Raw genomic sequence first — 26,983 nt, 5'->3', positions numbered from 1 at the left:
TTATGATAAAAAATGCAATTCAAACCATACTGTTTTATCAAGGATACCTTGATTTTTAAATGAAAATTGAACAGTACTTCCTGCTGCTATTGGTTTATAAACCATGAAGTGCATACCTTCGGGAATATCCTTGGTGTATATGTTTTTACAAATCGTTTTACCATTCACAATTAAGCTCCATTTATCATCTAATTCATATATAGATGCACTTACACTTATTGCATACAGCTCCATATCTGCAGGTAAAGTATATGTAGTTTCATTTGTTTGGAACGAAAAAGAATCCATAATAAAACCAGGTATAAATGGTTCCGTTTTTGTTGGATGAAAAGGTGGATCTAATCGGCCACCAGCTAAATAGGTTGTTTCAAACAAGAGCATTCACCCTTTTCCTTGTATTAAAAAATTCCCGTGCATCATTACGACACATCGGGAATTGATAAATCAGATAGTATACCGTTACCTTTATTAAGAAGTCTCGGCTGCACACGCTCTAATTGCTTTTGTGCATTGTATATTAATTGTATCTCCATTTCTTTTCCTGTTACTTTATGAGAGACAAGAACCTTTTCTAGCATGCTGTGCGTATTAAAAGCTAAATCATAGTGTAAATATTTATCTCCATCGACTGCAGATAAACGAGCACCATCACGAATAAGCGTATATCCTTCGGTCATGCCTTCTTTAAATACGTCATTTGGATCATTACCAGGTATCGGTTTTCCACCGCTGTAAAATTCCCTATCAATTAACCCTTTCATTAAATACATAATAGGATCGTATAAGTTCTTTTGCATTATCATTGAATCACCCCTAATTTACCCTCGTAACAGACCAAGTTTTTGCTGGTCGTTGGATATAATAGTGATCTTTGTTTTGATTTACCCGAGGAAATGATAAATCTGGTAACGAGCCATAATCAAACAAGATATTATTTTGCTTATCTAGTACTTGCAAACGTCCTGTAAGAATTCCTTTAGGGTTTCGCACTGCTTCAAATACGATAATATTCACGCCATATTCAAGCGGAATATCAACATACGTCGGATTGTTTCGGATGAAATAATTTTCTTCGATTAATTTATCATTACAGTAAATATTTAATAAATCGCCATCCTCTACATCCCAATCCCAAAGTTTTAAACGTAATGTATCTACATTTACTGTAATACCAGTTATATCTGTATATGGAGCTGGTTCATACCCATAGTTAACAGATAAATCTAAAGTTTGATAGAATCCATCATCAGCAGATATCATGGTATTAATTCCTTTAACAAAGTAGTTCCATTGTTGCCCAGAATCTCTATTGTAAACAGAAACCACATCGAATAATTGAATCCTAGGATCTCCAATGACCGCTACAGTTAATGTTCTGAACTTCTGGATTGCTTTTAAATGATAAGCTGCAGCAACCGCTCTTCTTGCAAAGAACGTTGTCGCCCAAGGAACTTCTATCATTTCCTCTCGTAAATCACCCTGCGATACATTTTTTAATAGAAACGAATTAAGAAATCCGTTTGCATAATCTCCACATTTAACAACAATGCTGTTACTTATATCCTGGTCAGTTAGCTGCATATCTAAAGAGATAAGGTTTTCGCCTTCTCTAAAACTAAACTTTGCAGGCTCCTTAATTGCATAGTCTGGCATTTTCATAAATGTACAACTTCCGTCTGGTTCATGTTTAATATAATGGAATGTTGTATCTATGATATCGCGAACAATCTCATCCCATTTTTGAAATCTCTTTCCTGTTGCTCCTTCAATAATCCAGCTTTGATTTGTACCGGGAATGTTTACCCTACTTCCATGTAATGTAACTCCTGCTTTTTCAAGGAAAAATTTCACTACATCATACACATTTCCAGTCGGTGCAACAATTTCATCTGATCCCGGCGTTGGAATTACTGATTTTTGTAGAACCTTTTTATAAGATGTTGTGCAGGTAACTGATATTGTGCCACTTTCGGCATTCACCTTTACGTCAGATACAAAACCATGTATATACGGTAAAACTTCTTCACCATAACCGATAGAAACCTTAAATTCAGTCTGCGGATATAGTTGGTTTGTGTTTGTTACTTCACTGTTGTAAAACCATTCTTGAATGGAAGAAAACTTACCATACCAGTTATCAGGTGCCATTTGCCCATATTCATTAGCAAAGGTAATAGAAAATGTACTTGCGAACTGATCTGCGTTCTCCTGCACTTCCAGGCTCATTACACGATGTTGTATTTGTACATAAGAAGAAGATTCTCTTTTTTTCATATAAACAATTAAATTAGGAGCATTATTCCCCACTTGGAAATAGCTCCCCAACATTCTGATTAAAGAAATAGCTCCTTCTCTCACATTCCATCAACTCCAATACCTGCTTGTGACATAGATATTAATTTACACTTTGCTATTACTAGCGTTCCTTTACGTATTGCATCAACTTCATTAGGTGGAATAATACCACCATAGGTACCGTAATCACCTGTAATAATATGAGGGCGATATATTTCACTCATGAACTCACGCCAATGACTGATATCATTGAATAAAGCAGTAAATTCTACTTCACATCCTTTATTACCCGTACTTTGGTAACGAGGATATCCATGCATAACATTGTAATTTTTTAATCCGTTTAAGGATTTAGGCATTTTCGTTTGTTCAATCATTGCAATTGTAGGTATAGGTCCATATGCATGATAATAAACATCACGCAAATAGGCTACGTCAGAAGAACCGTAACCGCTTGTTGTAAATTCAATTGTTTGCGGCCCTGCGCCAACAAAAATTTCTCTTGCTTCCCAGGCATAAGCACCTCTTGCTCTAAATTTTTCAATGCCATTTACTCGAACAATAAAGTATTTATCTGGTAACATACCATCAGAACCAATAGGAACTTGGGACATAAAGGAAAAGTTATATGTCCCAGGCCATGAAAAATTAATAGTATATTTAATTGTACTTTTTAATTCTGTAGCATCCCATAAGAGATGATATGAACCAGCTCTTCTATGCAATGTTTTTAATATACTCATACATTCCGCACCGCCATTCCCATTAGATCGTCAGCAACTACGTTTTGTAGTAATTTTCTCATTTTCACAAAATCCTCTGCGGTTTGCAATTTTTCAACAGCAACTTTGAATGTAGCATTTTGAATTGTAACACCTTTATCTGTTTTCTTTTCAACAGAAGATTGCCCAGCAAATGGATGTGCAGATTTTCCAATCATATCAGCAGAATGTGCCCCCATTTGTCCAATTCGGGTAGATACATCCGTTACTAGTTGCATCGGTTTCGGTGGAACAACCGCTTTATTTAACAATCCAGAAGCCTTGTCCACAGCCGGGATCATTTTTTCCATCCCTACACCAAGACCTTCTGTAATATATCCGCCGTATTCCATCATTAGACGCGAAGGAGATTTTATACCAAAGAAACTTTTAACTGCTTTTGGTATTCCGTCTACAACGCCTTTAGCTTTATCAACAACCCAGCCAGCCATAGATGTCATACCTTTACCAATACCAGCAATAATATCTTTCCCCCAGCTTACAGCGTCGTTTGCTATCCCCTTAACTATAGAACCAACTTTACCGAATACATCCCTTACTGTATCAACAATGCCGTCAAACGCTCCGACGATAGCTTTTTTAATTGCTGCAAAGTTACTTACTATGAAATCTCTAATAGCACCAACAACACTAAATATTGTGTTTTTTATCTTATTAAAGTTATCCACCACAAAGTTAACAAATGTCCGAACAGCAACTATTATTGTTTCTTTAATAAAATTCCATGCGGTTACAATAATAGACTTTACGATATCCATTACAGTCGTAATTGTGTTTTTTATAAAATGAAATGCTGTAACCACAAAATTCTTTATAGTCTCTAATACAGTTATAAAAACTGTTTTAATTACATTCCAAATCGTAGAAATAACCGTCTTTATTCCATTCATTACAGTTGTAATTATGCTATGAATTGTTTGAAACACACTACTTACAACTGATTTTAAGAAGTTTAATATAGTCGTAAAAATTACCTTTATTCCATTCCACACTGTAGAAATGACGGTTTTTATCCCATTCATCACAGTCGTAATTATGCTGCGAATTGCTTGAAATGCACCACTTATAAATGATTTCAAAAAGTTTAGCACCGTTGTAAAAACTGTTTTTATGATATCCCAGCCAGTTTTAAAAATATTTTGCCATATTTTAATAGCAGTAGAAATATAGCTTTTAATAAATTCTAAAGCAAACTTAACAACACTTTTTATGACGTTTAGCACTGTATTAAATATCGTTTTTATTAAATTCCAACCAATTTCAAATGTCTTTTTCCATATGTTGATATACATTGTAATTACAGTAGTAATTATTTTCCATGCCCCGCTAAGTATTTTATCTATAAACGATACCGCAGATTGGAATACTTTTTTTGTCCCTTCCCAAAAACTTGAGAAAAACTTTGACAAGCTATCCCATACTGACTTTGCAACTTTAACGATAGCATCCCAGGCTTTAGAACAAATATCACTGATCCATTGCACTGCCTGCTTTGTATATTTAACAATTGAATCCCAATTTTTATATAGCACATATACTAAAGCAACCATTGCAATTATCGCAAAACCCCATGGGCTTAATACTAATGAAAACATTGATTTTCCAAGACCAGTCAATATCTGTGCAAACTCACTAAAAACTTTAATTAGTTTTAAGGCATCTTTAATAATCGCCGTAATTGCACCCGGTATTTGTATTAATGTTTTAACTATATTTACAAGACCACCAATGATTTCACTCGCCTTAGCTATAAGACTAGAAACAGATTTTATTAACTCAACCGTTTGCTTCAACGATGGTATTACTATATTGGAAATCTTCACGACTTGTTGAGCGATAGGTTGAATAGTTCCAGCCAAATTCTTTGCATCTTTTTCAGTTAACCCAAGCATATCCTGTAGTTTTTTTTGAGAACCTTCCAAATCGTTAGCAAATTGTAAAGCTTTGCTATTGACTTGTTCTATAGGTTTTGTAACTTTATTTGAAATAGTGTCACCAAACGTTTGCATTTGCTTGCTAATATTCCCAAGAGAATCTGCTGATTTTTGGATTTTTTCTTGCATTGTATTAGAGGCTTTTTGCACTCTCTCTTCAAACTTTTCTACACCTTTATATGCCTGATCCGCTTTGTTACCAATCTTCCCAAAAACATTGGTCGCCCCGCCACCAAACTTTTGAATTTGGCCATTTATTTGATTAAGTACTTCTGCTGGTTTTTGAAATTTTTCTTGTATGTTCTTAGAAGCCTTTTGTAAACTTTCCTCAAACTTTGCTAAATCCTTATAAGCTTCATCTGCTTTAATTCCAATTGTACCGAACAACTGGAATACTTCTGTAAACATTCACTCCCCCCTTTCTAACCAGGAAGTTTTTTATTCCTTATCGTCTTCAAACTGAAACTCTGCAATCAGCTTATTTGCATGGTCGATACATTCCTCTTTGGACCAAACTTCCATAGTCTCATTTTCTTCCCCATCCGACGTAGATTCCGTAAGTCCAAAAGCTTGCAAATAGTCCTGAAAAGTTGTTCCTTCTTCTAATTGCCTTGTTTGAAATCCGATAAAGGCCATCTTTTTCCATTCATTTAATTCTTCTTGCTGCTCTTCCTGACTAATAAAAGAAAATAAGTCCATTAAACGAGAATACGGTATGGATAAGACATAATCATCTGTCCATCCATACCGTTTTTGGACTTTATCAAAAGCCCTTAGCATATTTTGCTCTGTTTCTTCTATGTATTTATTAGAGTCATTTTCTACATTTCTTGTTTGTTCCACTTGAGACTTTGAGATTTGATTAGACCCTTGACCTGATTGAAAAAAGACATTAAATCTTCACTTTCTAATAATCCTTCAATAACTGCAACCATGGCTTCTGGTGGTAACTGATCGAATTCTTCACGCTTAATCTGTAATAGACTAGAGAAAAATTCCGAAAACTCATCTTCACATTCCGGAATCATAGACAATAATTGAAAGACAAACTCTAAACCCTTTTCTTTTTTTTGTTTTTCAATTTCATTTAACTGTTCTTGTTGCTCTTCATTCATTTGAGCCAATTGGATTTTTTCATCGATTTCATTCTTTTCTTTCCCAAACTCCATAAAATCAGTCATTGCATGACGACCAACTTTAGAAATAATCTTAGTAAAACGCCAAACATCTTTTACATTTAAACGTCTCATCTTCATCTTCTGACCTGAAATTGTAATTTCTGTACTATTTTGCATCATTTTTTCTAGCATTGTTGTCATATTCAATATCTCCTTTTATAACCTAAAAATAAAACCTACAACTTATTTACTTGTTGTAGGTAATTTAGGTGCTTTTTTCTTTGGTAAATAAATTTCATAAGGGGGTGTATTAGGTGAACTTTCGCTATAATGACCAATAAATTTGCATTTAAGTCCTACAGTTCCTTTACCATCTTTTAAATCAATTTCTACAGAAGAAACTACCATTGCATTTCGGATAACAAAAATAACTGGAATATCACTACCTGAAACTACACCTACTATTGCAATATCACTATAACTTGTGTCTTTAATTTCATTGGTTGGTTTTACAATGTTATAATCGTTATCAGTCGTACTATCTACATCTACGCCTGGTAGAGCTAACTCTAAATTTTCTTTCGTAAACTCTACAAGTGTAACCTCCATATGTGGCTCATCTTTTAATAGCCATTTTCCGTGAACTAGTTTTCCTAAAACACCATCAATATCAGCATCATAGTATTCTCTAGTAAATCCCACTTTACAGCCACCTGTAGTAGCTCCTAACATCTCACCTAGGTCTTTTACACTTTTAAAACCTTTATACATTACACCCGGTCCAATAACAAAATTATCAGTTGTACCCTCACGTACACCATTAATAAGCTTCCAACTCATTTTTTTCCCTCCCTAATATAATTCCATTCTTCCTACCCGTACAAGAAACTTAATACTAATATGAATAATTGATGGATCTTCATCTGGAACTGTAATACTGCCTGCTCGATGAATTGTAATAATACCAGAATCTCTTAACAATCCCGCTTCTCTGTCTAACAAATGTTCTATTCGCCTTGAAATTACATCCGCTTTTTCATAATCACCTTGGCCACAATATATATCAAAAGTGAGGATCATACGATCAATTACCTCTATATCATCCGGATTATTAGATTCAATTCTCATAACTACATAAGGCATTTTCATATCATTTTGTGCAGTTTGAAATGTTAGAGCGGGCTCTCCTTCATATTTCGATAGATTACTTTGCACAATCGTATCTTTCTCAATAATATTTCTAATTGTTGCAATCGCTTTTGTCGTCATTGTTCTCCTCCCAATGTCCTTTTTAATTCCCCACGCTCTTTTTCAAACGTTTTTAAGAAAAAAGGTCGGGCTTCTACAGTACTTGTACCATTTTCGACATACACCGCTCTTTTTAATTGACTTCCAATCGTTCCTACTACTTCGTTATCTGTAATACGTAAGCCATATTTAATAGAATCTTGTAATTCTCCCGTTCTAGAAGCAAATGTCTCTCCTGGTTTTGAAGCAATATATGTGCGACTCGATCGTGGAATTTTATACTTCACACCATTGTGACTACCTGATACTGTTTGTTTCATTTCTCGTTGCAGTTGATTGCAAGCACTTATAATTCTTTCTACCATCATTTTATTAAGTTGTTCTTTAACCTGCTCTACATTACGTGTAACCATGAATTCCGATGTATTCGTCATTTTATTCCAACAACTCACAATACAATTCAATATGGTGATTTAAAAATGATGGATTTCTTGGTTCCCCTCTTACCTCAAATACATAATCATGAAAATAGATTACATCATTTGTATGGATGTTATGTTCTGCAGAAGTATAAATTTTAAAATTCGGCTCAAAATTTTGTTTATTTCTTTTTAACCTTTCATTATCTACCGCTGTGTGTGTTGTTACACGACACTTCATTCTTTCATAAATAATGACAGGCTCTTCTTTAAAATTTCCTGCCGGCTGCTTTACCTTTTGATTCCTTTTCACAGTTACTTCATGTATATATAATTCTTCCATATCTAATGTTCACAGCCTATTCTTTCATTCATAATGCTATTAAAGGGTTTCTACTTCGATATTTTTTTAATACTTTTAAAATCTTTTTATTAACAGTTTCCTCATCTATCGATTCAATATTTATTTCATATGAATAATCTCCGATATTTGCTGATTTTTTCATATTTTCATATTGTAGATTTGTTCGAATTACCGCATAACACGTCATATCGATGATGCATTTTTTCATTAAAGCCAAAAGCCCATCATAATCTTGTATGGTATACTCAAATTCATATAATTGATTCTCACTTAAACCATATACAGTGCAACCATCAGAAAAAACTGAACTGGTAACTTCTTCTCCAGAACCAATATGGATTACCTTGATCAAATTTTCTGCTCGAAAAGAAAGCCAAGCCAATTTACTTGTTCTAACTTTCTCTTTCATTGGGTTACTTGGCTTATTTCTCAAATAGTTTTTAGTAATCAATTCATATTGACTAATGAGCTCCTGGATTACCGTATCGGGCATTCGTTGAACATTTACCCTGTTCTTTATGTCCTGTACAGTAATTTCCATCCTTCCACCTCTTTTACTTCTCTTTCTTTTTAACCTCTATACTATCTATTAACTTAAAATGTCCTGTACTCAGTAAATAGTTTGCTTTCTCATTTGCAACCTTTTCATTTACTCCGTTAAAAAAAGTATAGCCATATGCAGTATATGTACCGCCTAATTTTAATTCTATAATCTTCATATGCAAATTACCTTACTTAATTCCCAAATTTATCAGGTATATTAGTAAGAATTGCTACTGCGTCCATTTCTTGAATAACTGCATCATCATCCAAATGAATAACATAGAATCGCTTATCTTCCATAACAGCAGATTTACCTTCTACTGTCTTACGAACTCGCGTGTCATACGTATTTACCGCAATAAAGTTTTTAGGATCTGCAAAAATAATTACATCATCTTGAAGAGAAGGAACTGTGACAATCTCATACCCTAACGGCTTATTAACTTGGTCCCCTGTACCTAATAACGCAGCATCACCTAAGCCAGTTGAACGAGTTGTTAAATATTCAATCCACTTCTCTCTACGAGCAGGTGACATAATCCACTTTAAACCTTCATTTTTATATTTATTAGGCATCGCCTTAGATAAATTAAAGATTGAGTCTTTACTAAAGCCAGCGCTAGCTTCAGCATCTCCCGTTCCCGTCACTAATTTAAAATGATCGACAATATGAGATTTACTTGATTGTTTAATTTGTTTTAACCAGCCATCATTAATTTGAAGAAATGAATCCTCTGAAGTTACATCCCCATTCCAATGAAGGTCTTCAAGGTCAATACCTAACTGAGTTGACATTAATGTCATAACAGTATCTTCATATCCTTCACCTTCGATATTTTCTCGAAGTAGCTCCTCCGTAATCTCCCATGGTAAACGAATAGAAACTGTATCATATTCAACTTTCGACGTTTCTACACCCGCTCGATAGCCATCATCACTATTTTCCATTTTCCTACGTAAAATTCGACCACCGATTGCAATTTTATCTAATTCACCTTTTTTTGCTTTACGAATCTCTTTGCGATGCAATTGAGAAAATGGAGTTGCATCAAATACCATTCGGAAAAATTCTTTACTTTGTTCCGGATATAATAGCCCCGCTTTCATTCCTCCTGTTGTCATTGTACTCTTTTCAATTCGTTCAATACGTGCTAATAATTCTTTATTATTCATAGATTCATTTCTCCTTATCTTTATAGATCTAATCCTACCCATTTATTTACTGGTTTTCTCATCTCGTTTGTTGGTTTGGCATCAGCCCCAAGACTTTTACGAACTTGTGCTGATCGCTCAATTACTTCAAGTCTCTTTGAAATAGGGTCTATTACCTTCTGAATAAATTCACTTGCCTTTTTAGATTCTCTGTCATTTTCTAATTCATTAGTATCATGAGTTGATTCAAGTTCTTTATTTAACTGTTCTTCCAACTCCTGTAACCTCTCGAGAAAAGGACCCATTTCTCTCTTTACAATGTCTGCAATTTCATCTGAATTTTGATCTGCATTTTTTTGTAACTTATTTTCTTTAATTTGGTTCATCGAAGAAATCATTTCATCAAATTTTTTATCATTTTTCTTATATAAGATTTTGCCTACTTCATTTATGGAATTAATGGTAATATCTTCCGGCGAGAAATCTGTATCACCACCCTTCATTGTATTTAAAATGTCCTTCATTTCATCTAAGGTGGAAACCATCCGCTTAATATCTACATTTCCCTCCCAAATCCCAACATAAAATACATCTTCAAACAAATTAAATACCTTTTGCATCTTAGAGTTTTGTTTATTATTTAATGACTGATTATCCAGCTCCTGAGTTTGTTCCTCGTCATAATGTGACTTAAAAAAACTAAACATCTTACGAATTACACCTTTCTCATCTTGTGTAAACTCATCCATTTGTGGCATCTCCATTCTTTCTCCAACCCCTCCCATCGAAAAGCCTGTGATTTTCCCTTTTTTAATCTCTTTCCATGTTTCACTATCGTCTACTCGAACAGTCATAAGCCATGTTCCTTTTTTAATATTTTGTTTTCCAACAACCGTATTATTTTTAGAAATCCAGCTTTCTACTACTGTTCCTTTTCCTGCCAACTCGTCATGGTTTTTATCTATGTATCTATATTTCTCTAAAAAATTATAAGCCGCTCTTTCAATTTCTTCGGCCGTCATGATATCACCATGTGCATCTTCTATATTTGGTTCATAAACAACCCCTGTTACAAGCTGTTTTTCATCTTCCCTCTTTAAAATAGGAACATTTTTCAAAACATTAGAGCCATTCATGTTCATACCCTTCATAATTGCAAATGGCCTACCATTAGCTCCTTTTGTTACTAGTGAAACATAACTAATTTCTACATTTTTTAATTCATTTGGCATAATATATTCCTACTTTCTAGCAAGACTACTAAATCGAATTTGAATCTTCATTTAAAAACTTATCTCCTTCTAGAACTGGTTCGTATCCAATAACTTTTCGGCATTCATTTCTTGTTAATATACTCTTTTCGTATCCATCTATTGCATATTGCATATCACTTGCTCGATCATCTGTATCAATTTCATTTAATTGAAACTGCCAGTCCAATTCCCCCAACGTTTCTGTAAACTCTTTAAATAATTGTGTATTTAATCGATGTTCTAAAATTTGTTGACCTGGTTCAATAATTGATCTTTTATACATTTCATTCATTTCTTTTGCTGTCGTCTGTCCAAGTGATCCTGTCATAGCCCAACCAATTCTATATGGTGGAACTCGATGAGCTACACAAATTTCCATAGCATTATCTTGGCGATATAAACGAAAGCTTGCTTCTTTGACATCAGGCCCTAATTTCTCTAAGCGAGCTTTTGCCCCTTCAGGGACAGGAACAACTGCTAACTTATGATGTTCTCCTTTTGTTTCGACAGAGAAAAAGGTTTTTAATTCTCTTTCAACTGAATCATCTATTTCATCAACACCCTCAACAAACAAAACAGCATCTGGAATTGTTTTACCAGTAAAATAATTAATATTGTAATCTCTTACAGCTTGTGATCCTACAATGGAACCAATGGAACTCACATAATCCGGAATACCATAGTATGATGATCTAGAACCAAATTTACGAATTACAATAACTTCACCAGCTTTTTCTTCAGTGTCTAATAACGTGTTTTCATCTAAGCTATCACTAATCATTTCTCCATCTACTAACCTAAAATCAGATGGATAACTAAATCTCTTAAACCATCTCTCCTCGTTATTTACAATCTGTGCAAATCGAATCTTATCTTTATGCGCACGTACCGTATGTGCTGGAATATGGTGAATCTGCGCTGGTTCCCCTTTCAAATTACGAACAACCTCTATAATTCCCCAACCTACAGTTTCATAATCCTCCCAAACTGCCCTAAGTATTTCGCTACTTGTCATTTCATTGTTGCAATATCTCATAAAACGCTTTAATTCTTTATATTGTTCTTGATTTGCCTCTGTCACTTCATCTAGCGGTGCAAAATCAAATCCCATACCAGCAATATCATTTACTTTTGCACTAATACATGCCGAGTGAATAGGGTTACTTTCTCTCAAATTTAATAATATTTGCATATCATATGGAGGCTTTACTAGTTCTTTATCACCGTACACTTGTGCAAATGGATCAATTGCCATTTGCTTGCTTTGAAGTTCCTCGTCACGTAAATTCATCTCACGACTTTGTAATTTAAGTACCTTCACATTTTTAATTGCTTTTTTCTCAACCATAAGATTTATGCCTCCTTTCATATACAAATCATTTATTCAATGTTTTTCATAAAAACTTTACCAATATAAAAAAACTGAACATTATATGTTCAGCTAAACTCTTTTTATTTTTCCACCCATTATTTTTTTTTGCTTAGTAAAAAAGTATTCTAAAGCTTGTGACGTTGTATCTACTTGGTCATTATGCTTACCAGATGGGAAAGAAACTAATTCATCTATATAATCATATACCCAAGATTGTATTTTAGGATTAGGTATATATACATTTCCAGATTGAAATTCAGGGGATATTGCCTCAGCACGTGTTTCTTTTGAACCCTGTGGATTTATAGGAATAATTCCACTGATTTCATTCTTCAATGAACTAATAATAGCAGGGCCATTTGCTTTTTTTTCAACTAATTTCGGAATGGACTTTTTAAACCCAGAATTCCGAAGAATCGACTCATATTTATGATGAAAAACAACAAATGCTTTCTTTGTTTCTAGGAAATTCATTTGCGCCCTCACCTGATCAATTAAATATTTGTCTCCATCTACTTTCCCCCAAATCTGTCCAACCACAAATGAACTTTTATTTGTAGTGTTATCAAAAGCCATATCCCAAGAAGTAATAATTTGATCAAATTGTTCCCAATTTGGTAATACATCATAATATTGAAACCAGTTTCTTTTGAAAATATTCCCTATATCACTTGATGGTTTTTGTTGCCATAAAGATAACCATGAGCGCGCAGAGGAAAACTTCTTTTTATCTTCATAATAATTTTGGCCATAGTGTTCAACCCATAAGCCTCTTCCTATTTCTCTGTTCAATGGATCATCCCTTGATTCTGCTATAGCAGGAATTGATAACACAGTCCATTTCTCCTGTTCTTTCTCTAACAATCTACCAGCTAAATCGTCCTCATGCCATCGCGTCAAAATTAGAATTACCTTTGCACCTTTTTGTAAACGTGTAGATAAAGTATCTTCCCATTCATCCCATAGTCGATTTCGGTATGTAATTGATTCGGCCTCTTGGCGATTTTTAATAGGGTCATCAATAATTAATAAATCTGCTCCTTCCCCTGTAATCGAACCACCAACTCCTACAGACAACATTCCACCAGAGTGGTTATGTAGTGCCCAATCTGTTACTGAACCTTGTCGCTCATCAATTCGAATGTTAAATATTTCTTTACCAAACTCTTCAATCTTAGCACGATTTCTTCTACCAAACTTTTCAGCTAAACTTGATGCATAAGATACCTCTATTACTCTCTTATTTGGATAATTTCCTAAATACCAACTTGGCAATGTTTCTGTAATAGACTGTGACTTTGAATGCCTAGGGGGCATAAACACCATTAATCTATTAGTCGATAATTTCTCTTCAATTAAATCTTGGCAAATCTTTGTTATTAATTTTGTATGTTTTGCATGTTTATAGAATCCCTTATGTGTATACTGAACATAGAAAGGGATAGTTCACTTTTGCCAATTCCTTAAATGTATTTTCATCTATTAACTTATGCATATTCATCCTTGTCATGATTGTAATTCTCCTCCTTGAACTTTCTCAAATAATTTCATAGCTAAATCAAGCATTTCCTCATCACACCCAATTTTCATGGCCATTTTATTATGCTCTACTTTCATTTCTCCTGAATGATTTACGTTTGCTTGCAATTGATCTTTTCTTCCCCATTTAGTTGGGAATTTTCTTTCTAATCTCCATGCTGCGGCTTTCCAATTAGATTTTGCTTGCTCCCCAATTGTCTCAACGTCTCTAGCTTCACTAAATGCTAATGCCTGATCAATTTCCATGACTAACTTAACATAAATCTTATCTTTTCTCGGTACTACTTCACCTGTCTTTTCACTCGTTTCAATTGCTCTACGCCCTTGTTTTAACCAAACGTAAACTATACTTCTACTAATTCCAGCTAACGCACATGCGGTTTCAATATAATTCCCTACTTTAATATATTGGGTCAACCTATTTATCAGCTCATCATTCAATTTCATTGGTCGCGCCACTAGCATTCCCTCCCGTTTTAACTCATCATTTGTACTTCTTTTTCTAAACACTCAATACATATTGTTGTTATATTGTCGTCAACTACCTCACGAATTAACATTTGTTCACAATACTGAATTGTGATTGGAAATTTCAAAACCCACAAACATTTTTCAAGACAAATTGAACATATTGGCATTGTATCTATATCTTGTTCTAACACCTAATCGCATCCTTCTGTAGTTTTTCATGTACTACTGCCTATTTTGTAGTAAATAAAAAGATGCCGTCATTTTTAAAATCTCTCATTTAATTTATAGATATCCTTTGGATCACTCTTTCTTTTTGCTAGTATCCATTCTTCATTTTTTATATTTCATTTATACTTATTTTATTACTCTCTATTTATAGGTGGCACTATGGTGACAAGAATGTATTTGTAAATAAAAAAAGCCTTAACTACTTTCGCAGAAAAGACTTTTTCTTACTTGTTTAGCAATTTTTATTTCAGATCTATATAGAATCGTTTTAATTGTACTTCTTGAAACATTCAAATATTTAGCGATTTTCTCTTGTGTAATTCCCCTTCCTCTTGACATGATATATATTTCTCTTTCATATTTTGTCAAAGTAGAGAGCGCATCTTCTAGTTTTATTCTTTCCCATTCTGAAATGACACTTTCCTTGTTTTCATCATCCCATTCATATGTTGTATCAGTACTACGAAAATACCTTTGCATTAACAAGGAATCATATGATTTTTCTCGTTGGTAAGCAGCTCTACGTTCTATTCCCCGGCGATTACCTGGCATCTTTGCATTCTTCATCCACTCTAAAGCATATGTGACATCACTAATCATACTTGTTAATACTTTAATCTCTTCTTCTTTTGCACTTATTTTGGCACGCTCTAACTTACATAACGTTTCCTTATATTGGACAATTAAATCACGCATATACTATTCCCACCCTTATAACAAATCAAAATTGTTAAAAATAGAGACCATCTAAATCTACATTTAATTTCCATTTAGTTTTTCTTACCAAAAAACTAAAATTATTAAAAAAATCTTCCTTAATACTATTTATCATTGCTACTTTGTACTTATATGATATATGTATATAACGATTCATTTTTATCTCTTTTTCATCATTTTTTTACACAAAAATAACCACCTGTTTGTGTTACACAGGTGGTTATAATCCATATTAAAAACTTATTCATTATTAGTAATCTTTACACTCCTCAACCTCAATTCCTAATGCATATGCATAGTTGTAAAAAGCAGTATTTCTTTTTCTATAATAATCCCCCTCGGATAAATTCAACTCTTTCATAATCTCATATCTATTAACTCGATTCTTTAACAAGTATTTTTGAATAATTATTCTATCACTTTCAATATCTAGCTTTTCTAAACCTTTGTTCATTGCAATTATATAATTGATCCGCTCTTCTTTCGCATTTTCTTTTAATATATTTTCTTTCGAGAGTATCCTTTCGTTAAGATAATTACTCTTCATAAATAACCTGTATTTCTTTATAGCTTTCAGTACATTTTCTTTTGTGGCTTCTTTATTTAATACTGGTAATTCTATATTTAACATGTCAAGCCCCTTTCTTATTATTTATCCTTAATCATAATTTGAATTTCATATATCAAGATTATTACAATGATTTGCTATTGAGGCTTACATTCTTTATGTACTATTTCATACATTGCATTGCTAATATTTATTTTCTTATCCTTATGATTTTCGATTAATTTTATTAACTCATCACTATTTAATTCATATAATTGTTTATCTTTATATTTATAAATTCCATTTTCAATAAGTTGATTAATTAAAAATAACTTCATCTTGCTACACCACCATATCTTCAACGAAAAATTGAATCTCAATATCTTTTGAATTATGATAACAAATTTCTCTCCCATTAATCGGAACACATCCTACTACAATTTGAGATTCACTTCCACTTTTTACAATAGCCACTTTATACAATTTATTATCTCTTTCAACTACATCACCAAGTCTAAAGTTATCTATTTTACGCCCTTTGATAGCGAATAATTTTGCCCGTTCAAATAATAATTTTTCACTTTTTTCAGCTTTCCTAATTTTTAATTCCGTACGTTTTTCAAAATGACCATAATTATTAGAGAACTCCTCTCCATTAATCCAGAACCAACTACCATGCTTTATTTCTTTTTCATTTTCTTTACAATATTCAGCGATGAATTTTTCACTTTTTTCATTTTCAATATACAATAGTTCTCCTTTTCGAATTGTTTCTCTACAATCTATAAATTCATTCTCAAAAAAGAAATTAATTTGTTGATAGCTTTCTTTTTTACTTAAATAATCAGCAATCACTCTTTCACCTTCTATTTTCCAACACATCGGTGTCTCTTGTACTGTTGTAATCCAATTTGTTTTCATTCGTTTAATTGCTTCAAATCCTTTATATGTTCTCATTTTCAAGATGCCTCCATTTAATTATTTAAAACATATTAAATAAACTTAAAAACTGCTTTCAATGTACTTACGTGGAATTTCTAATCAAATGGTCTTTCCATTCCTCATATTCTTTCTTAACTTCCGAATCACTTCACTTACTCGCTAATTAAAAGAGCCAATTCATAGAGTACAAATTTCTTGAACAATATGTTTTCGTCTGCATATATATTTCCTACACAATATATATTCTTTTCTTAAAAAGGTAATTTTCTCTTACGCTTATCTCTTGTTTTTTTAAATTCTATGTGTCGATATGTATTAAACATACGAGATGTAACTCTCTCATCGTACGCTTTTATAATTGCCTCACCTGTTAAATTCGTTGTGATAATTGTTTTTTTCCCTTGTCGTCCATCAAATAGTTTAAATAACACACGATTTACAAATGCTGTTGCTTTTAAATCATTAATATCCATATCCCCTAGCTCTGCTCCTAGATCATCAATGACTAATAAATCCATAGAAATTAGCATATTTGTTATGCTATGTTCTGTTTCACATGATTGCGTATTAAATGTCGAACGTATGTAATCAAAGAGTTCTGAACTTGTAACATACATAACTTTATCCGAACTTTTTTCATTCATTTCATGCGCTATAGAATATGCGATATGACTTTTTCCAGCTCCAACTTTACCCACCAGAATCAAATTAAATCGAATATCATTTAAATAGTCTGCAAGAGCCTTTTTAGCTAAAATTAAATTATTTTCATCCTCTTCACACTCTGATATAAATGTTGAAAATCTAGCTAATTTAATAGTTTCATCTTTAATAAGACTACGATCGTAAAATATACTTTTACGTTTTCTTTCTTCTTTTTCATAACGAAAAACATTCATTTCTTTTTCCAACCTTCTATTTTCCTCTTCTAAACGACATACCGGACAAATCGTTTCACCCTGAATCTCCATCAATCTTACTATTCGCTTCCTCTCCTGCTTACATATCAGACATGTATCAGAAAGGAAATTCATTCTCTTCGAAAGACTTTGTACTATATCTGTTACCTTTGTTAAAGCCATTTGATTTCACCATCTTTCTCTGCTGCAAATATCCTTCAAATTTAGTTCCAAATAAGGTTTCTGGTCTTAAATATTTTGCTTGTTCTGTATAAAGCCATTCTTTCGCCTTCGTCTCAATAACTTCTTTAAATTCATTTATATTAAATCCCTCTTGTAGTCTAGATTTAATTAACATTTGTGTCTTTTTAGTTGAAATACGATAACTTGTATTACATACACTGTTGAGATAATTAATTATCTCTACTATATCTTTTTGAGTGGTATTCTCTGAGTTAATCTTTTGTATAGTCTCTGGTATTGGTTGAGACATATTATCATCTTCCATCATGACAATATGTTCTTTTCGTTGAGACAATTTGTCACAATCGTTATCTATTTCTAATTCAACTAGTTTGTTATAATTTATTGAATACCATTTTGTTTTATCAAACTTTAATTTGTTATAGTTACCACTTATCAATAAATTAAACTCTTCTAGATTTTTAACAATACGTTTCAACGTTCTTTCATTCCAAAATGGGAATTGTTTATGCCAATTTGTAATGCTATTATAGACCCAATAACGATTATCATAATAATGTTTCGAACGCTTGAGCCAATAATGTATTTGTTGAAGAAAAATTGCCTCGTTTAACCCAATCTTACATGCTAATCGAGGTAATACTAATAGCGGCTCATCCTGTATTAGCAAACTACTCATTTTATCTTCCTCCAAAATGTTTTATAAAAATTAATATATTAAGTTTTATATATATTAAAAGTTTTGTTCTCCAAAACCTTTAATTTTCCCAACCTATTAATACTTTTATAGCTTGATTTGCTTGCTTCCTTGTAAGATCACTGAGTGATTGAATATTAAGTTTTTCTTTTAATTTATTTTTGATTTCCTCTTTTGATATTACTCCGTCATATTTCAATGCTATTATATGAATTTTGGCATAAATCATTTTTAACTGTTTATTTGAAAGTTTTTCCGATTTAAAGCGACTAGTATTACTAAATTCTTCATTTTCTTTAGTATTCTTACTGACATATCCTTGTTTTTTTGTCACTTTAAAAACCATGGTTAATCCTCTCCCCTACAATAGACTTTCCTATAAGATTTGTTTTTAAGACGATAGTCTTTCTTTTCTTACACCTCATTCTCTGTTAGCCAATTTAATAAAAATGCTTTCGTTTCTTTAGCTGGAAAATACCATTTCCCGCCCACTTTTAATTTTTGAATAGTATCCCACGACATGCACGTTCTTTTTTCAATCATTTGTATCCCAAAATACAAATTCTACATCCACTTCTTTAAGCTTTTCTTCTAATTTTTCTACATATAATCTTCTGATTGCTCTTTCATCTACTTGAATATTTAACATTCTATATTTACCCTCAATTTTTATATACCAAATACACTTTAGCGTTTGTTTTTTTGAATCTCTTCCCTTCTTTTCTAAGTAAAAACCAATATATAAAGCGTCTTTAATAGTAGGATTATTAGATATCCAGTTTAAAATACCTCTAAAACATCCTATAATCCATATATAATCACGTGCATTTTTGTCACAAATTATTTAAAAAAAGATCAGGGAATAAATCTTCTATAGATTTCTCTAAATAGCAGGATAACATATGTGCCTCTTTCAGAGTAAATTCACTTTTATTATGTTCCTTTGCCCAATATGTACGTGGAGAAATATTAAGAAAATCAGCAACTTCTTCAATAGTTTTTCTCTTTAATTTTCTTTCTAAAAATATCATTTTGTGCATTTTTGTCACCTCTTTTCAAATTCAAATATAGTACTACGTGACAAAACAGTCAAGAAATTTTTTACAAAACAACGAAGAAAGTTGCATTTTTGTCACACCAATTATATAATCAATCAAAGACGGAGGTGACAAAAAGTCATGAAATCATTCGGTTTAAAATTATCTCTATTGATGAAGAAAAATAATATGACAGACGAACAATTAGCTGAATTATTATCTGTTAGTAGAACTACTGTTTTACGGTGGAGAAATGGTGAAAGAAGCCCTAAAATGTCAAAAATATCACAAATCGCTAAGATGTTAAGTGTCCCTGCAACCTACTTTATCGATGAAAATGAATCCTATTGTCCTGAAGATCAAGCAATTGTCAAACGGAATATTCCCATTTATGGTACAATCGCAGCTGGTAAACCAATTGAAGCTATAGAAAATGTAATTGGTGATATACAGGTACCTGATATCATTTTGGATAAATATGGATTTGAAAAACTACTAGCACTTCGTATAAACGGAGACAGCATGAATAGAATTGTACATGATGGACATATAGCTGTACTTGAGAGGACAACAAATATAAATAATGGCGACATAGCCGCTGTACTCATCAACGGATATGACGCCACTTTAAAAAGAATTTACAAAACCAATAATCGAATTATCCTAGAACCAGATTCTTTTAATCCTAGTATACATCCATTAATGTTTGATTGTACAGATATAGAAAATTGCCCAGAAATAAAAGTAGTTGGAAAATACATTTGGAGTTGTGCACCAATTCAATAATATATCATCAATAAATTAAGTTACTTTTTAATAAATTTTAAAGTAAGGGGGGCTCCCCTTACTTTCTATAGGAGAAATTTATTTTGGCTAGTTTCAGAAAATTACTATTACATTCTAAATAGAATACGCTGGGTATCTCCTCTTACATATTAAATATTATTATTGATGCAAGATATAAGCCGTGAATTTTAACTACATAGTTGAGAAGGAATACTAAAAAAAGGAAGAAAATGATGAACTATCAAGAAATATTCTCCTCATTAAAAAATCCTGTTTTATCTTATTACTTTCTTTCAGTATGTTAATTTTCACACTTCCAGTACCCGCCTTTGCACTGTCCAACAACAATACAAATTCTGTTACAAATTACTATGTATCTCCAACAAGAAGCGACCTTAATCCCTGGTACATTAGATCAACCTTTTCCTACTATTCAAAAAGCTGCTAACGTAGCTAAAGAAAAAAGTACAATCTACATAAGAGGCGGGATTTATAACCAAAAAGTTCGTGCCACTCATTCTGGTGCCTCAGGAGTCTCCATTACTTTTCAAAATTACCGGGTTAAAAAATTCATTCTCGATGGTTCTAAGGTCAAGTTACATGATAACAACAACATCATCGGAATTGTTCTGATTGGACATGAAGGAGTATCTCCGGTAGCTGCTTTAAATCAAGCACGGAATGGAATTGTTCGTAACAATATTGTCCATCACAATTCATCCATCACTAATACGAGTTATAATGAATATTCTGCTGATGGTATTTACGTGGATGGTGGGGAGGAAATTATTATTGAGCAAAATCAAAGCTATAAAAACGACCTTGGTATTGAGGTGGCAAGCGAACATGCAGGAAAAAGTGCAAGCCAAATTACCGTTAGAGACAATACAATATCCAATAATATCATGAGTGGTATTGTAATTGGTAGATATGACAATCAGCAAGGATATGCTGAAAATAACACGATTACGAACAATGTAATTTATAAAAATGATACAAACAATCAAGAGAGTGGCCAAATCGAATTAAATTATGATACCCGCAATAATGTGATTACCAATAACCAAATCTATGCAAGTAAAAGCCGTATTTTTATTAGCAATAATTTTAATAAAAACACTGGAAACAAACTTGATTACAATCAATACTATGGCGAATTCGATCAAAATAATGGCTTATGGCAATGGAAAAGAAAAACGTATAAAGGATTTTCACCTTATCAAGCAAGTATGATGCAAGAAGGAAATGAACAACATAGTGTATTTAGCAAAATATCCCCTTCGTTCAAACTACTTTTAAAATAAACCAAATTTATTAAAACAACTTTATCTTAGCTCACTCCTCTCCCATCTCCTATAAAAGTGAATGTAAATGAAAAGTAGTAGTTTCCATTGAAACTACTACTTTCTCATACCTTTAAAAACTCTGTATTCATTCTGTAAGTACATAGGCGTATCCCTGATTATTTAGTAATCCACGGTTGATTTCTCTTAACATAAAATATTTATCTTCCCCTTCCTTACTGCATCATTTTAATTGGAGAATTGAGGATAAAAAACTTCAAATAAAAGACTTAACCCTTTTTTATTTTACAGCAACCAGATAATTGTCCTTATATAACTTAAAACTTTTGTACGAAGTAGTCTCTTCAAACAACTAGTATTCTAGAGAATTGCTACTAAAGAAGTTGCTGTTTCTTTTATTCCTCTAAAAACTGAATCGCTTTACGGTACTTCTCCAACCGTTTTAAGTCTTTATCTGTTATCCTAGCAAGTCGTGAGCGGTCAGAATTATGTTTTAAGTCTGCAAGTTTGACAGTACGGGCAAGAGAATTTTCCTTCACTTTGCTCAGATACTCAAAATAAGGCTTGTATTTCTCCTTTGTCAGTACCTGCACTGCCTCAACTATATTATGAGGTATACCAGCACTTAACAGATCATTAGCAGTTATCTCAGTATCTTCTAGAACATCATGCAAATAAGCAGTAGCTTTCTCTTCGGCCGTATTTACAAAGCTAGCAACTGCCTCAGGGTGTTTGATATAGTCCACACCCGCTTTATCTATTTGTCCAGCATGGGCATTTTTAGCTATCTCATAAGCTATCTCTATATAATAAGGTATCATCACTAAGCTCACTTTCTATTATCATTTATCAGTACTGTATTCAATAATTTCTTCGGTTATTTTCACACAATGAAACACAATAAGCAAGTGTAAAAAATGCTTTCCATTCCCTCCTCCTATGAATCTACAAAAAATAGAATCTGATTCCATGATTAAGCATGCTGAATTACTCCATACAGAAATGAAACAACAAATAAAACGTTTTTCAGAGGCTTCTAAAGAACACCCAAAAGAATATAAAAAAATGTATGAAGAAATAAAAAGGCCTAAGGAAGTATCAAGACAGCAATTACCAATGATAGTAAAAATAAATCTGAACAGATTGAAGAATCCACAACAAAAAAGCTAATGAGGCAAAGGTAAACAACATATATATTTGAATTATATTTCTCAACAACCAAAATTAATTAACGTGGTAAAATAATAATTGGATTGGCATCCAATACCATATCACGATGGTTCAAGTCGCAGGAAGGCACCTTAGGGTGTCTTTTCTTTTGTTTGAAACACATTCTGCCAAAATACCTGTATCTTTGTTGAATTACGACTCATATAATCCAACAAACTTCGTATATATAATTTGTTACCCTAAATGGGTTGACAATACGAACAGTTATAGGAGGATTTTGTGTATGGTAAAAACAGCATGTGTAAGTATGATTACTGGGATTCTTTTAATATGTTCAACAGGATGTGCCACTCAAACTGATTCTATTACAGCTAAAACTCAGTCAATTGATGATGGGACATATACAACAAAAGAAATCACAGACGCATTTCCTGTAGGAACACCCATAACTACTTACATTCAAAAAGAAGAAAAACTGAACGTAAAACATCTCACCAGTATTCCGCTTACAGATGGTGGCGTCGGTAGAGTTCTAGAAGCAATAGATGGTTTTGTTATCGTATGTGGGAATGAAAAAGGAGTTTTTGATGTGTTAATATTTAAAACCATGGAAGATGTAAAGAAATATGAACAGAGTTTAAAGCGATAATTCATATCCTTCTTATGCCTTTTACACAGACATTGTCCTCTTGCTCTTGCTATGGCTTTTCCTATGTACAGTATAATTGCGTTATGAATACACACACGTTATAATAGTCACCTAATTACATATCAAGAGGTGCAGAAAATGAATAAAACAGAATTAACAAAAATAGTAGCAGAAAAAGCTGAACTTACACAAAAAGATGCTGCAGCAGCAACACAAGCGTTATTAGATACAATAACAAATGCGTTAGCAAATGAGGAGAAAGTACAGATTCTTGGTTTTGGTACATTTGAAGTACGTGAAAGATCTGCACGTACAGGACGTAACCCACAAACAGGTGAAGAAATGCAAATCGCCGCTTCAAAGGCACCTGCTTTTAAAGCTGGAAAAGAATTAAAAGAGGCAGTGAAATAATTATATATAGTCAAAAGGGTTTGATATTTATCTCAAACCCTTTTTTAATAGCCTTTTTTTCATAAAACAAAAAATATCATCCAAAGTTTATATAAATAATATAGATTCCCCAAAGAATGTAACTAACTTGTGTTATGATATACATTGTAAATTCGAAACCAGTGAGCTTTCTTTCTCTTTTTATTTTTCGTAAGTACAGATAAAAACAAAAAGTAGATAAAAGCATTAAGAATACAGAAACATTATATATATTCTCTATACTAGTAATAACCGATCAACTCCTCACCTGAAAATTAGTTAGTATAGAATAAGCATATCATATGAAAGTTTAACTTACTTCAAATCTACTTTTTTTCAACAGAATATACTTAATATTTTCATATTTAACAGAAATAATTGTTTAAAAAGATAAAAGAATCTCTTTTGCATTAATAGATTCACAAAAGAGATTCTAATTTTAGTTCATTTACCTACAAGATATCAGGCTTATCATTCATGAGGGTTAGGTGCAATATAAGCTGGAGCTGGCCCGCAAGTTACTGCAAAAGCAAATAACAACGCAGGCTTATATGGTAGCCCAAGCAACGAAAGCATTCCCAATGCTCCCCAGTAATCCTCTTTCTTAAGATACGATTTTATTTGATTAAAATATGATTTACTAATACCTAATGCATCCTGCCAACATCTTTCCCAAACGTTACTAGAGTACATATTAGATGGAATTTCTTCATCATTCATTACATAAACACCAGCTATAATAGCTGCTTTTTCTTCATTGTTATATGAAGATTTCGCTAACTCTTCTTTATTAAGAACATACTTACCTGTTTCTTCATCTTTTACCATTAATACCGAAAATATATATTCTAATTCTTTAACTTGAGCTTCTAATTCCTCGTGTGTTGCGTTGTATTTTTTCCCATCCTCTATAGTTGCAGCTGAAGCGAGAGTTGGGACAAAAACTAGAGTAAGAGCCATTAACATAAACATCATTTTCTTTAACATAGTGAATTAACCTCCAAAATTTAGTTTTTCTTCTTCTCCCAAAACTATAAACTTACTATAGAAAGTTTCAAATTTCATCTAAGTTATTTACATTTATCACCCTCAATTTCCAATATTTATAATAATGTTAATACAACCAACTATAAATGTATATATTTTACAATCAATTTACCTATTACAATTATTAGAATTTCAATATATAACTATAAAAAAGACTATTATGTATAACATAATAGTCTTTTGGTTTACCAATCCTATTAACTTAGTTCTAAATATAGAAAAATATAATTTTCCTATAGTATTTGAGATAAACTCAGTTACATAATATTAATATATAAAATTTTATTAATGAAACCTCATATTTATGTTATGCTAAGATTAAACAAGAAGCATTCAACAATCTTTGATTAATCAATACATTTTCTTTAGAGCTATATCAACAAGAAAAAACACTATATAGTGTCTTTTCTTATGTTTCATGCCTTTAATCAATAGTAAGAGGATATATCTATACCCTCTTACTATTAATTGTAGTTAGAACTGCTGCTCCTGCAAGGCGAATATCTGAAAGACACTCTGAAATCTTTTTTGATTTTAATGAAAGAAAACAACAGTAAATAATAGAATTAAAAAATAGTCCTCCACTAACCCTTTTTTGATTAGATGGAGGGCTATTTTTTCATATTTTGGCAAGCGACAGTGAGGTAAACCTGGATTTGGACAGATTTCAGCCCTCAAAACATTATTATGGGATATGGTGGTAGTTGGGGCGGCTGCTTTGCTTTACTCGTTGTACTCTTTATACTATTAATCATTATCAGATGCAGTTGTTTCTGCTAAAAAACTATTGGAAAAGGCACATTTGGGTGTCTTTTCTTTATGGAAAAATCCCCACACATTGTGTAGGGACCTTGTTTTTCTTACCATTTAATTTTTGTTGGATTTAACTTGGAAATATATCCACGTACTAATTGTTTTTCGTTGCTGTCATAGATACCGATATCACCAGAGAAATTTTCCCAATATTCCCCTAAATAATCTTTTGATGGTGTTTTCAAATCTACATATAATCCCATTGTCCCGAAACCTGCTACCTGGCGCGCTGCTATGTCGCCTACTTGTTGCGCTCGTTCTTTCGATGTTCCAGCTGGAACAATAACAACAATTCGAGTTAGACTGTCTTTTGCTTCAATATGGACGTCTTGTGCCTGTGCAGCCACCTTTATTCCATCCTTTGCTGTTTGGATTCCTAATTGACTTAACTTCACATCCTTATTACGTGCTCCCTGGCCTTGTGCTGTCTTTGATTGTTCCATTTTTTCTTGTGCTTGTGCTTCATTTAACCCACTAGCTTTCGGTTGTTCAACTGGCGTTGACTCTGCTTTTGGTTCTTCTTTAACTGTTTCCTTAACTACATTTTCATGCTGTTTTGATTTATCCGTCGATTGTTGCACAGGTACTTCCCTATGTTCTTGCTGCTTTTCTACCTGAAATGCTTTAACTTTTTCTTTTTGTTCCTCTTTCTTCGCATCTTGCTCTATTTTCGCTTCTTCAGTACCACACGCTGACAATAATAAACTTGCTGCAATTGTTAAGCCTGCTAATTTAATTGCTCTCATAATCAATACCGCCTTTTCATAATTTAATTCTTTCATATGTATAAACGACCTCAGATACAAATATTAACTTTGTATCTCATATCTGAATCATTCAAATGATAACATATTAATATTCAAATTCTTTATATTTAAATATTAACTTTATAATCTATTTTCAATCAAAACAAATTAATTTCTTCTTAAAACGTGGAATCCTTCTTTTAAATTGATAGTGATGGAGTACCACCACATCGCTATCAATTTAAAAGAAGGAACTATTACAAAAACAAAATATAGAT

The 26,983-nt window shown here is 32.5% G+C and carries 36 protein-coding genes and 1 pseudogene; 6 read left to right on the top strand and 31 right to left on the bottom strand.

Annotated features, from left to right (window positions below; genetic code table 11):
- The 28 genes from ACZ76X_RS18295 to ACZ76X_RS18160 all read right to left on the bottom strand — a co-directional run bounded on the left by ACZ76X_RS18295 (window position 1) and on the right by ACZ76X_RS18160 (window position 19,764).
- Window positions 1-375 (bottom strand): Low copy number virion structural protein, encoded by a 375-nt coding sequence (locus ACZ76X_RS18295; RefSeq protein WP_173601947.1) that lies wholly within the window; start codon window positions 373-375, stop codon window positions 1-3.
- Between the two features lie 44 nt (window positions 376-419).
- A complete protein-coding gene (locus ACZ76X_RS18290) occupies window positions 420-803 on the bottom strand; it encodes a hypothetical protein (protein WP_173601946.1) in 384 nt (127 codons plus the stop codon).
- A 10-nt stretch (window positions 804-813) separates the two neighbouring features.
- Complete coding sequence (locus ACZ76X_RS18285; RefSeq protein ID WP_479851275.1) at window positions 814-2,358, bottom strand: hypothetical protein; 1,545 nt, start codon at window positions 2,356-2,358, stop codon at window positions 814-816.
- The gene (locus tag ACZ76X_RS18280) at window positions 2,355-3,038 is read right to left on the bottom strand and encodes a hypothetical protein (RefSeq protein ID WP_151614209.1); all 684 of its coding nucleotides are present in this window, start codon (window positions 3,036-3,038) and stop codon (window positions 2,355-2,357) included. The genes ACZ76X_RS18285 and ACZ76X_RS18280 overlap by 4 nt, the downstream gene beginning before the upstream one ends.
- Entirely contained in the window at window positions 3,035-5,419 is a 2,385-nt protein-coding gene (locus tag ACZ76X_RS18275; RefSeq protein WP_479851274.1) for a phage tail protein, read from the bottom strand. The genes ACZ76X_RS18280 and ACZ76X_RS18275 overlap by 4 nt, the downstream gene beginning before the upstream one ends.
- Before the next feature lie 30 nt (window positions 5,420-5,449).
- Window positions 5,450-5,854 carry a hypothetical protein gene (locus ACZ76X_RS18270; protein ID WP_000438520.1) on the bottom strand — a complete coding sequence of 135 codons (405 nt, stop codon included), beginning with the start codon at window positions 5,852-5,854 and terminating at the stop codon, window positions 5,450-5,452.
- The gene (locus tag ACZ76X_RS18265) at window positions 5,833-6,330 is read right to left on the bottom strand and encodes a hypothetical protein (RefSeq protein ID WP_098347593.1); all 498 of its coding nucleotides are present in this window, start codon (window positions 6,328-6,330) and stop codon (window positions 5,833-5,835) included. The genes ACZ76X_RS18270 and ACZ76X_RS18265 overlap by 22 nt, the downstream gene beginning before the upstream one ends.
- Before the next feature lie 42 nt (window positions 6,331-6,372).
- Window positions 6,373-6,969 carry a hypothetical protein gene (locus ACZ76X_RS18260; protein ID WP_098347594.1) on the bottom strand — a complete coding sequence of 199 codons (597 nt, stop codon included), beginning with the start codon at window positions 6,967-6,969 and terminating at the stop codon, window positions 6,373-6,375.
- 12 nt (window positions 6,970-6,981) lie between these two features.
- Window positions 6,982-7,398 (bottom strand): hypothetical protein, encoded by a 417-nt coding sequence (locus tag ACZ76X_RS18255; protein ID WP_000208342.1) that lies wholly within the window; start codon window positions 7,396-7,398, stop codon window positions 6,982-6,984.
- The gene (locus tag ACZ76X_RS18250; protein ID WP_479851273.1) at window positions 7,395-7,811 is read right to left on the bottom strand and encodes an HK97-gp10 family putative phage morphogenesis protein; all 417 of its coding nucleotides are present in this window, start codon (window positions 7,809-7,811) and stop codon (window positions 7,395-7,397) included. The genes ACZ76X_RS18255 and ACZ76X_RS18250 overlap by 4 nt, the downstream gene beginning before the upstream one ends.
- Before the next feature lies 1 nt (window position 7,812).
- The gene (locus ACZ76X_RS18245) at window positions 7,813-8,139 is read right to left on the bottom strand and encodes a hypothetical protein (protein ID WP_000392019.1); all 327 of its coding nucleotides are present in this window, start codon (window positions 8,137-8,139) and stop codon (window positions 7,813-7,815) included.
- Window positions 8,140-8,167: 28 nt separating this feature from the next.
- Window positions 8,168-8,701, bottom strand: a complete 534-nt coding sequence (locus ACZ76X_RS18240) for a hypothetical protein (protein WP_479851272.1) — start codon at window positions 8,699-8,701, stop codon at window positions 8,168-8,170.
- Window positions 8,702-8,714: 13 nt separating this feature from the next.
- Window positions 8,715-8,879, bottom strand: coding sequence for a YqbF domain-containing protein (locus ACZ76X_RS18235; RefSeq protein WP_098347596.1), 165 nt, complete (start codon window positions 8,877-8,879; stop codon window positions 8,715-8,717).
- A 16-nt stretch (window positions 8,880-8,895) separates the two neighbouring features.
- Window positions 8,896-9,876 (bottom strand): phage major capsid family protein, encoded by a 981-nt coding sequence (locus tag ACZ76X_RS18230; protein WP_479851271.1) that lies wholly within the window; start codon window positions 9,874-9,876, stop codon window positions 8,896-8,898.
- A 20-nt stretch (window positions 9,877-9,896) separates the two neighbouring features.
- Window positions 9,897-11,087, bottom strand: a complete 1,191-nt coding sequence (locus ACZ76X_RS18225; protein WP_479851270.1) for an XkdF-like putative serine protease domain-containing protein — start codon at window positions 11,085-11,087, stop codon at window positions 9,897-9,899.
- A 28-nt stretch (window positions 11,088-11,115) separates the two neighbouring features.
- Window positions 11,116-12,456, bottom strand: a complete 1,341-nt coding sequence (locus ACZ76X_RS18220) for a phage portal protein (RefSeq protein WP_479851269.1) — start codon at window positions 12,454-12,456, stop codon at window positions 11,116-11,118.
- Between the two features lie 93 nt (window positions 12,457-12,549).
- Window positions 12,550-13,797 (bottom strand): phage terminase large subunit, encoded by a 1,248-nt coding sequence (gene terL / locus ACZ76X_RS18215; protein ID WP_270728367.1) that lies wholly within the window; start codon window positions 13,795-13,797, stop codon window positions 12,550-12,552.
- 189 nt (window positions 13,798-13,986) lie between these two features.
- Window positions 13,987-14,484 carry a hypothetical protein gene (locus tag ACZ76X_RS18210; protein WP_479851268.1) on the bottom strand — a complete coding sequence of 166 codons (498 nt, stop codon included), beginning with the start codon at window positions 14,482-14,484 and terminating at the stop codon, window positions 13,987-13,989.
- Between the two features lie 11 nt (window positions 14,485-14,495).
- Entirely contained in the window at window positions 14,496-14,681 is a 186-nt protein-coding gene (locus ACZ76X_RS18205) for a hypothetical protein (protein WP_000892960.1), read from the bottom strand.
- Window positions 14,682-14,913: 232 nt separating this feature from the next.
- Window positions 14,914-15,414, bottom strand: a complete 501-nt coding sequence (locus tag ACZ76X_RS18200) for a sigma-70 family RNA polymerase sigma factor (RefSeq protein WP_283730858.1) — start codon at window positions 15,412-15,414, stop codon at window positions 14,914-14,916.
- Between the two features lie 271 nt (window positions 15,415-15,685).
- On the bottom strand, window positions 15,686-16,066 hold the full coding sequence (locus ACZ76X_RS18195; RefSeq protein ID WP_098345839.1) for an ArpU family phage packaging/lysis transcriptional regulator: 381 nt from the start codon (window positions 16,064-16,066) through the stop codon (window positions 15,686-15,688).
- Between the two features lie 74 nt (window positions 16,067-16,140).
- On the bottom strand, window positions 16,141-16,320 hold the full coding sequence (locus tag ACZ76X_RS18190) for a Fur-regulated basic protein FbpA (protein ID WP_098230535.1): 180 nt from the start codon (window positions 16,318-16,320) through the stop codon (window positions 16,141-16,143).
- 4 nt (window positions 16,321-16,324) lie between these two features.
- On the bottom strand, window positions 16,325-16,939 hold the full coding sequence (locus tag ACZ76X_RS18185) for a hypothetical protein (RefSeq protein WP_479851267.1): 615 nt from the start codon (window positions 16,937-16,939) through the stop codon (window positions 16,325-16,327).
- Between the two features lie 236 nt (window positions 16,940-17,175).
- Window positions 17,176-18,006 carry an ATP-binding protein gene (locus ACZ76X_RS18180; RefSeq protein WP_098345837.1) on the bottom strand — a complete coding sequence of 277 codons (831 nt, stop codon included), beginning with the start codon at window positions 18,004-18,006 and terminating at the stop codon, window positions 17,176-17,178.
- Window positions 17,942-18,706, bottom strand: coding sequence for a conserved phage C-terminal domain-containing protein (locus ACZ76X_RS18175; protein WP_098345836.1), 765 nt, complete (start codon window positions 18,704-18,706; stop codon window positions 17,942-17,944). The genes ACZ76X_RS18180 and ACZ76X_RS18175 overlap by 65 nt, the downstream gene beginning before the upstream one ends.
- 79 nt (window positions 18,707-18,785) lie before the next feature.
- Complete coding sequence (locus ACZ76X_RS18170; RefSeq protein WP_098345835.1) at window positions 18,786-19,070, bottom strand: hypothetical protein; 285 nt, start codon at window positions 19,068-19,070, stop codon at window positions 18,786-18,788.
- 68 nt (window positions 19,071-19,138) lie between these two features.
- Entirely contained in the window at window positions 19,139-19,267 is a 129-nt protein-coding gene (locus ACZ76X_RS18165) for a hypothetical protein (protein ID WP_479851266.1), read from the bottom strand.
- A gap of 290 nt (window positions 19,268-19,557) precedes the next feature.
- Window positions 19,558-19,764 (bottom strand): helix-turn-helix transcriptional regulator, encoded by a 207-nt coding sequence (locus ACZ76X_RS18160; RefSeq protein WP_479851265.1) that lies wholly within the window; start codon window positions 19,762-19,764, stop codon window positions 19,558-19,560.
- Window positions 19,765-19,902: 138 nt separating this feature from the next.
- Here ACZ76X_RS18160 and ACZ76X_RS18155 point away from each other — a divergent pair, with 138 nt between their 5' ends.
- Together ACZ76X_RS18155 and ACZ76X_RS18150 are read left to right on the top strand one after the other, a co-directional pair.
- Window positions 19,903-20,547 carry a LexA family protein gene (locus ACZ76X_RS18155; protein ID WP_098345833.1) on the top strand — a complete coding sequence of 215 codons (645 nt, stop codon included), beginning with the start codon at window positions 19,903-19,905 and terminating at the stop codon, window positions 20,545-20,547.
- 233 nt (window positions 20,548-20,780) lie between these two features.
- Window positions 20,781-21,851: pseudogene (locus ACZ76X_RS18150) on the top strand (right-handed parallel beta-helix repeat-containing protein).
- Between the two features lie 395 nt (window positions 21,852-22,246).
- On the opposite strand, the gene ACZ76X_RS18145 reads toward ACZ76X_RS18150, so the two are convergent.
- Complete coding sequence (locus ACZ76X_RS18145; protein WP_479851264.1) at window positions 22,247-22,672, bottom strand: GTP pyrophosphokinase; 426 nt, start codon at window positions 22,670-22,672, stop codon at window positions 22,247-22,249.
- Window positions 22,673-22,820: 148 nt separating this feature from the next.
- Between ACZ76X_RS18145 and ACZ76X_RS18140 the strand changes: the two genes are divergently transcribed.
- The 3 genes from ACZ76X_RS18140 to ACZ76X_RS18130 all read left to right on the top strand — a co-directional run bounded on the left by ACZ76X_RS18140 (window position 22,821) and on the right by ACZ76X_RS18130 (window position 24,081).
- On the top strand, window positions 22,821-23,021 hold the full coding sequence (locus tag ACZ76X_RS18140; RefSeq protein WP_479851263.1) for a hypothetical protein: 201 nt from the start codon (window positions 22,821-22,823) through the stop codon (window positions 23,019-23,021).
- A gap of 283 nt (window positions 23,022-23,304) precedes the next feature.
- Entirely contained in the window at window positions 23,305-23,670 is a 366-nt protein-coding gene (locus ACZ76X_RS18135; protein ID WP_479851262.1) for a hypothetical protein, read from the top strand.
- A 138-nt stretch (window positions 23,671-23,808) separates the two neighbouring features.
- Window positions 23,809-24,081, top strand: a complete 273-nt coding sequence (locus ACZ76X_RS18130; protein ID WP_064475131.1) for an HU family DNA-binding protein — start codon at window positions 23,809-23,811, stop codon at window positions 24,079-24,081.
- A gap of 489 nt (window positions 24,082-24,570) precedes the next feature.
- On the opposite strand, the gene ACZ76X_RS18125 is transcribed toward ACZ76X_RS18130, so the two are convergent.
- Window positions 24,571-25,086 (bottom strand): hypothetical protein, encoded by a 516-nt coding sequence (locus ACZ76X_RS18125; protein WP_000914523.1) that lies wholly within the window; start codon window positions 25,084-25,086, stop codon window positions 24,571-24,573.
- Window positions 25,087-25,833: 747 nt separating this feature from the next.
- Here ACZ76X_RS18125 and ACZ76X_RS18120 point away from each other — a divergent pair.
- On the top strand, window positions 25,834-25,926 hold the full coding sequence (locus tag ACZ76X_RS18120; RefSeq protein ID WP_479851261.1) for a YjcZ family sporulation protein: 93 nt from the start codon (window positions 25,834-25,836) through the stop codon (window positions 25,924-25,926).
- Between the two features lie 80 nt (window positions 25,927-26,006).
- Here ACZ76X_RS18120 and ACZ76X_RS18115 read toward each other — a convergent pair whose 3' ends face one another.
- Window positions 26,007-26,741, bottom strand: coding sequence for a DUF874 domain-containing protein (locus ACZ76X_RS18115; protein WP_479851260.1), 735 nt, complete (start codon window positions 26,739-26,741; stop codon window positions 26,007-26,009).
- Between the last annotated feature and the right edge of the window lie 242 nt (window positions 26,742-26,983).

The sequence above is a fragment of the Bacillus sp. BC05(2025) genome (genome assembly GCF_056725905.1).
The sequence above is the reverse complement of the archived record's forward strand: the minus strand, read 5'-3'. Positions and strand labels throughout refer to the sequence as shown.

What these genes read in the sequence shown, in the direction of transcription:
- ACZ76X_RS18290 (WP_173601946.1), bottom strand. Translation starts at nt 803, where the DNA reads ATGATAATGCAAAAGAACTTATACGATCCTATTATGTATTTAATGAAA.
- ACZ76X_RS18280 (WP_151614209.1), bottom strand. Translation starts at nt 3,038, where the DNA reads ATGAGTATATTAAAAACATTGCATAGAAGAGCTGGTTCATATCATCTC.
- ACZ76X_RS18275 (WP_479851274.1), bottom strand. Translation starts at nt 5,419, where the DNA reads ATGTTTACAGAAGTATTCCAGTTGTTCGGTACAATTGGAATTAAAGCA.
- ACZ76X_RS18265 (WP_098347593.1), bottom strand. Translation starts at nt 6,330, where the DNA reads ATGACAACAATGCTAGAAAAAATGATGCAAAATAGTACAGAAATTACA.
- ACZ76X_RS18260 (WP_098347594.1), bottom strand. Translation starts at nt 6,969, where the DNA reads ATGAGTTGGAAGCTTATTAATGGTGTACGTGAGGGTACAACTGATAAT.
- ACZ76X_RS18255 (WP_000208342.1), bottom strand. Translation starts at nt 7,398, where the DNA reads ATGACGACAAAAGCGATTGCAACAATTAGAAATATTATTGAGAAAGAT.
- ACZ76X_RS18250 (WP_479851273.1), bottom strand. Translation starts at nt 7,811, where the DNA reads ATGACGAATACATCGGAATTCATGGTTACACGTAATGTAGAGCAGGTT.
- ACZ76X_RS18245 (WP_000392019.1), bottom strand. Translation starts at nt 8,139, where the DNA reads ATGGAAGAATTATATATACATGAAGTAACTGTGAAAAGGAATCAAAAG.
- ACZ76X_RS18240 (WP_479851272.1), bottom strand. Translation starts at nt 8,701, where the DNA reads ATGGAAATTACTGTACAGGACATAAAGAACAGGGTAAATGTTCAACGA.
- ACZ76X_RS18235 (WP_098347596.1), bottom strand. Translation starts at nt 8,879, where the DNA reads ATGAAGATTATAGAATTAAAATTAGGCGGTACATATACTGCATATGGC.
- ACZ76X_RS18230 (WP_479851271.1), bottom strand. Translation starts at nt 9,876, where the DNA reads ATGAATAATAAAGAATTATTAGCACGTATTGAACGAATTGAAAAGAGT.
- ACZ76X_RS18225 (WP_479851270.1), bottom strand. Translation starts at nt 11,087, where the DNA reads ATGCCAAATGAATTAAAAAATGTAGAAATTAGTTATGTTTCACTAGTA.
- ACZ76X_RS18220 (WP_479851269.1), bottom strand. Translation starts at nt 12,456, where the DNA reads ATGGTTGAGAAAAAAGCAATTAAAAATGTGAAGGTACTTAAATTACAA.
- terL (WP_270728367.1), bottom strand. Translation starts at nt 13,797, where the DNA reads ATGCCCCCTAGGCATTCAAAGTCACAGTCTATTACAGAAACATTGCCA.
- ACZ76X_RS18210 (WP_479851268.1), bottom strand. Translation starts at nt 14,484, where the DNA reads ATGCTAGTGGCGCGACCAATGAAATTGAATGATGAGCTGATAAATAGG.
- ACZ76X_RS18200 (WP_283730858.1), bottom strand. Translation starts at nt 15,414, where the DNA reads ATGCGTGATTTAATTGTCCAATATAAGGAAACGTTATGTAAGTTAGAG.
- ACZ76X_RS18195 (WP_098345839.1), bottom strand. Translation starts at nt 16,066, where the DNA reads ATGTTAAATATAGAATTACCAGTATTAAATAAAGAAGCCACAAAAGAA.
- ACZ76X_RS18190 (WP_098230535.1), bottom strand. Translation starts at nt 16,320, where the DNA reads ATGAAGTTATTTTTAATTAATCAACTTATTGAAAATGGAATTTATAAA.
- ACZ76X_RS18185 (WP_479851267.1), bottom strand. Translation starts at nt 16,939, where the DNA reads ATGAGAACATATAAAGGATTTGAAGCAATTAAACGAATGAAAACAAAT.
- ACZ76X_RS18180 (WP_098345837.1), bottom strand. Translation starts at nt 18,006, where the DNA reads ATGGCTTTAACAAAGGTAACAGATATAGTACAAAGTCTTTCGAAGAGA.
- ACZ76X_RS18175 (WP_098345836.1), bottom strand. Translation starts at nt 18,706, where the DNA reads ATGAGTAGTTTGCTAATACAGGATGAGCCGCTATTAGTATTACCTCGA.
- ACZ76X_RS18170 (WP_098345835.1), bottom strand. Translation starts at nt 19,070, where the DNA reads ATGGTTTTTAAAGTGACAAAAAAACAAGGATATGTCAGTAAGAATACT.
- ACZ76X_RS18165 (WP_479851266.1), bottom strand. Translation starts at nt 19,267, where the DNA reads ATGATTGAAAAAAGAACGTGCATGTCGTGGGATACTATTCAAAAATTA.
- ACZ76X_RS18160 (WP_479851265.1), bottom strand. Translation starts at nt 19,764, where the DNA reads ATGCACAAAATGATATTTTTAGAAAGAAAATTAAAGAGAAAAACTATT.
- ACZ76X_RS18155 (WP_098345833.1), top strand. Translation starts at nt 19,903, where the DNA reads ATGAAATCATTCGGTTTAAAATTATCTCTATTGATGAAGAAAAATAAT.
- ACZ76X_RS18145 (WP_479851264.1), bottom strand. Translation starts at nt 22,672, where the DNA reads ATGATACCTTATTATATAGAGATAGCTTATGAGATAGCTAAAAATGCC.
- ACZ76X_RS18140 (WP_479851263.1), top strand. Translation starts at nt 22,821, where the DNA reads ATGATTAAGCATGCTGAATTACTCCATACAGAAATGAAACAACAAATA.
- ACZ76X_RS18135 (WP_479851262.1), top strand. Translation starts at nt 23,305, where the DNA reads ATGGTAAAAACAGCATGTGTAAGTATGATTACTGGGATTCTTTTAATA.
- ACZ76X_RS18130 (WP_064475131.1), top strand. Translation starts at nt 23,809, where the DNA reads ATGAATAAAACAGAATTAACAAAAATAGTAGCAGAAAAAGCTGAACTT.
- ACZ76X_RS18125 (WP_000914523.1), bottom strand. Translation starts at nt 25,086, where the DNA reads ATGTTAAAGAAAATGATGTTTATGTTAATGGCTCTTACTCTAGTTTTT.
- ACZ76X_RS18120 (WP_479851261.1), top strand. Translation starts at nt 25,834, where the DNA reads ATGGGATATGGTGGTAGTTGGGGCGGCTGCTTTGCTTTACTCGTTGTA.
- ACZ76X_RS18115 (WP_479851260.1), bottom strand. Translation starts at nt 26,741, where the DNA reads ATGAAAGAATTAAATTATGAAAAGGCGGTATTGATTATGAGAGCAATT.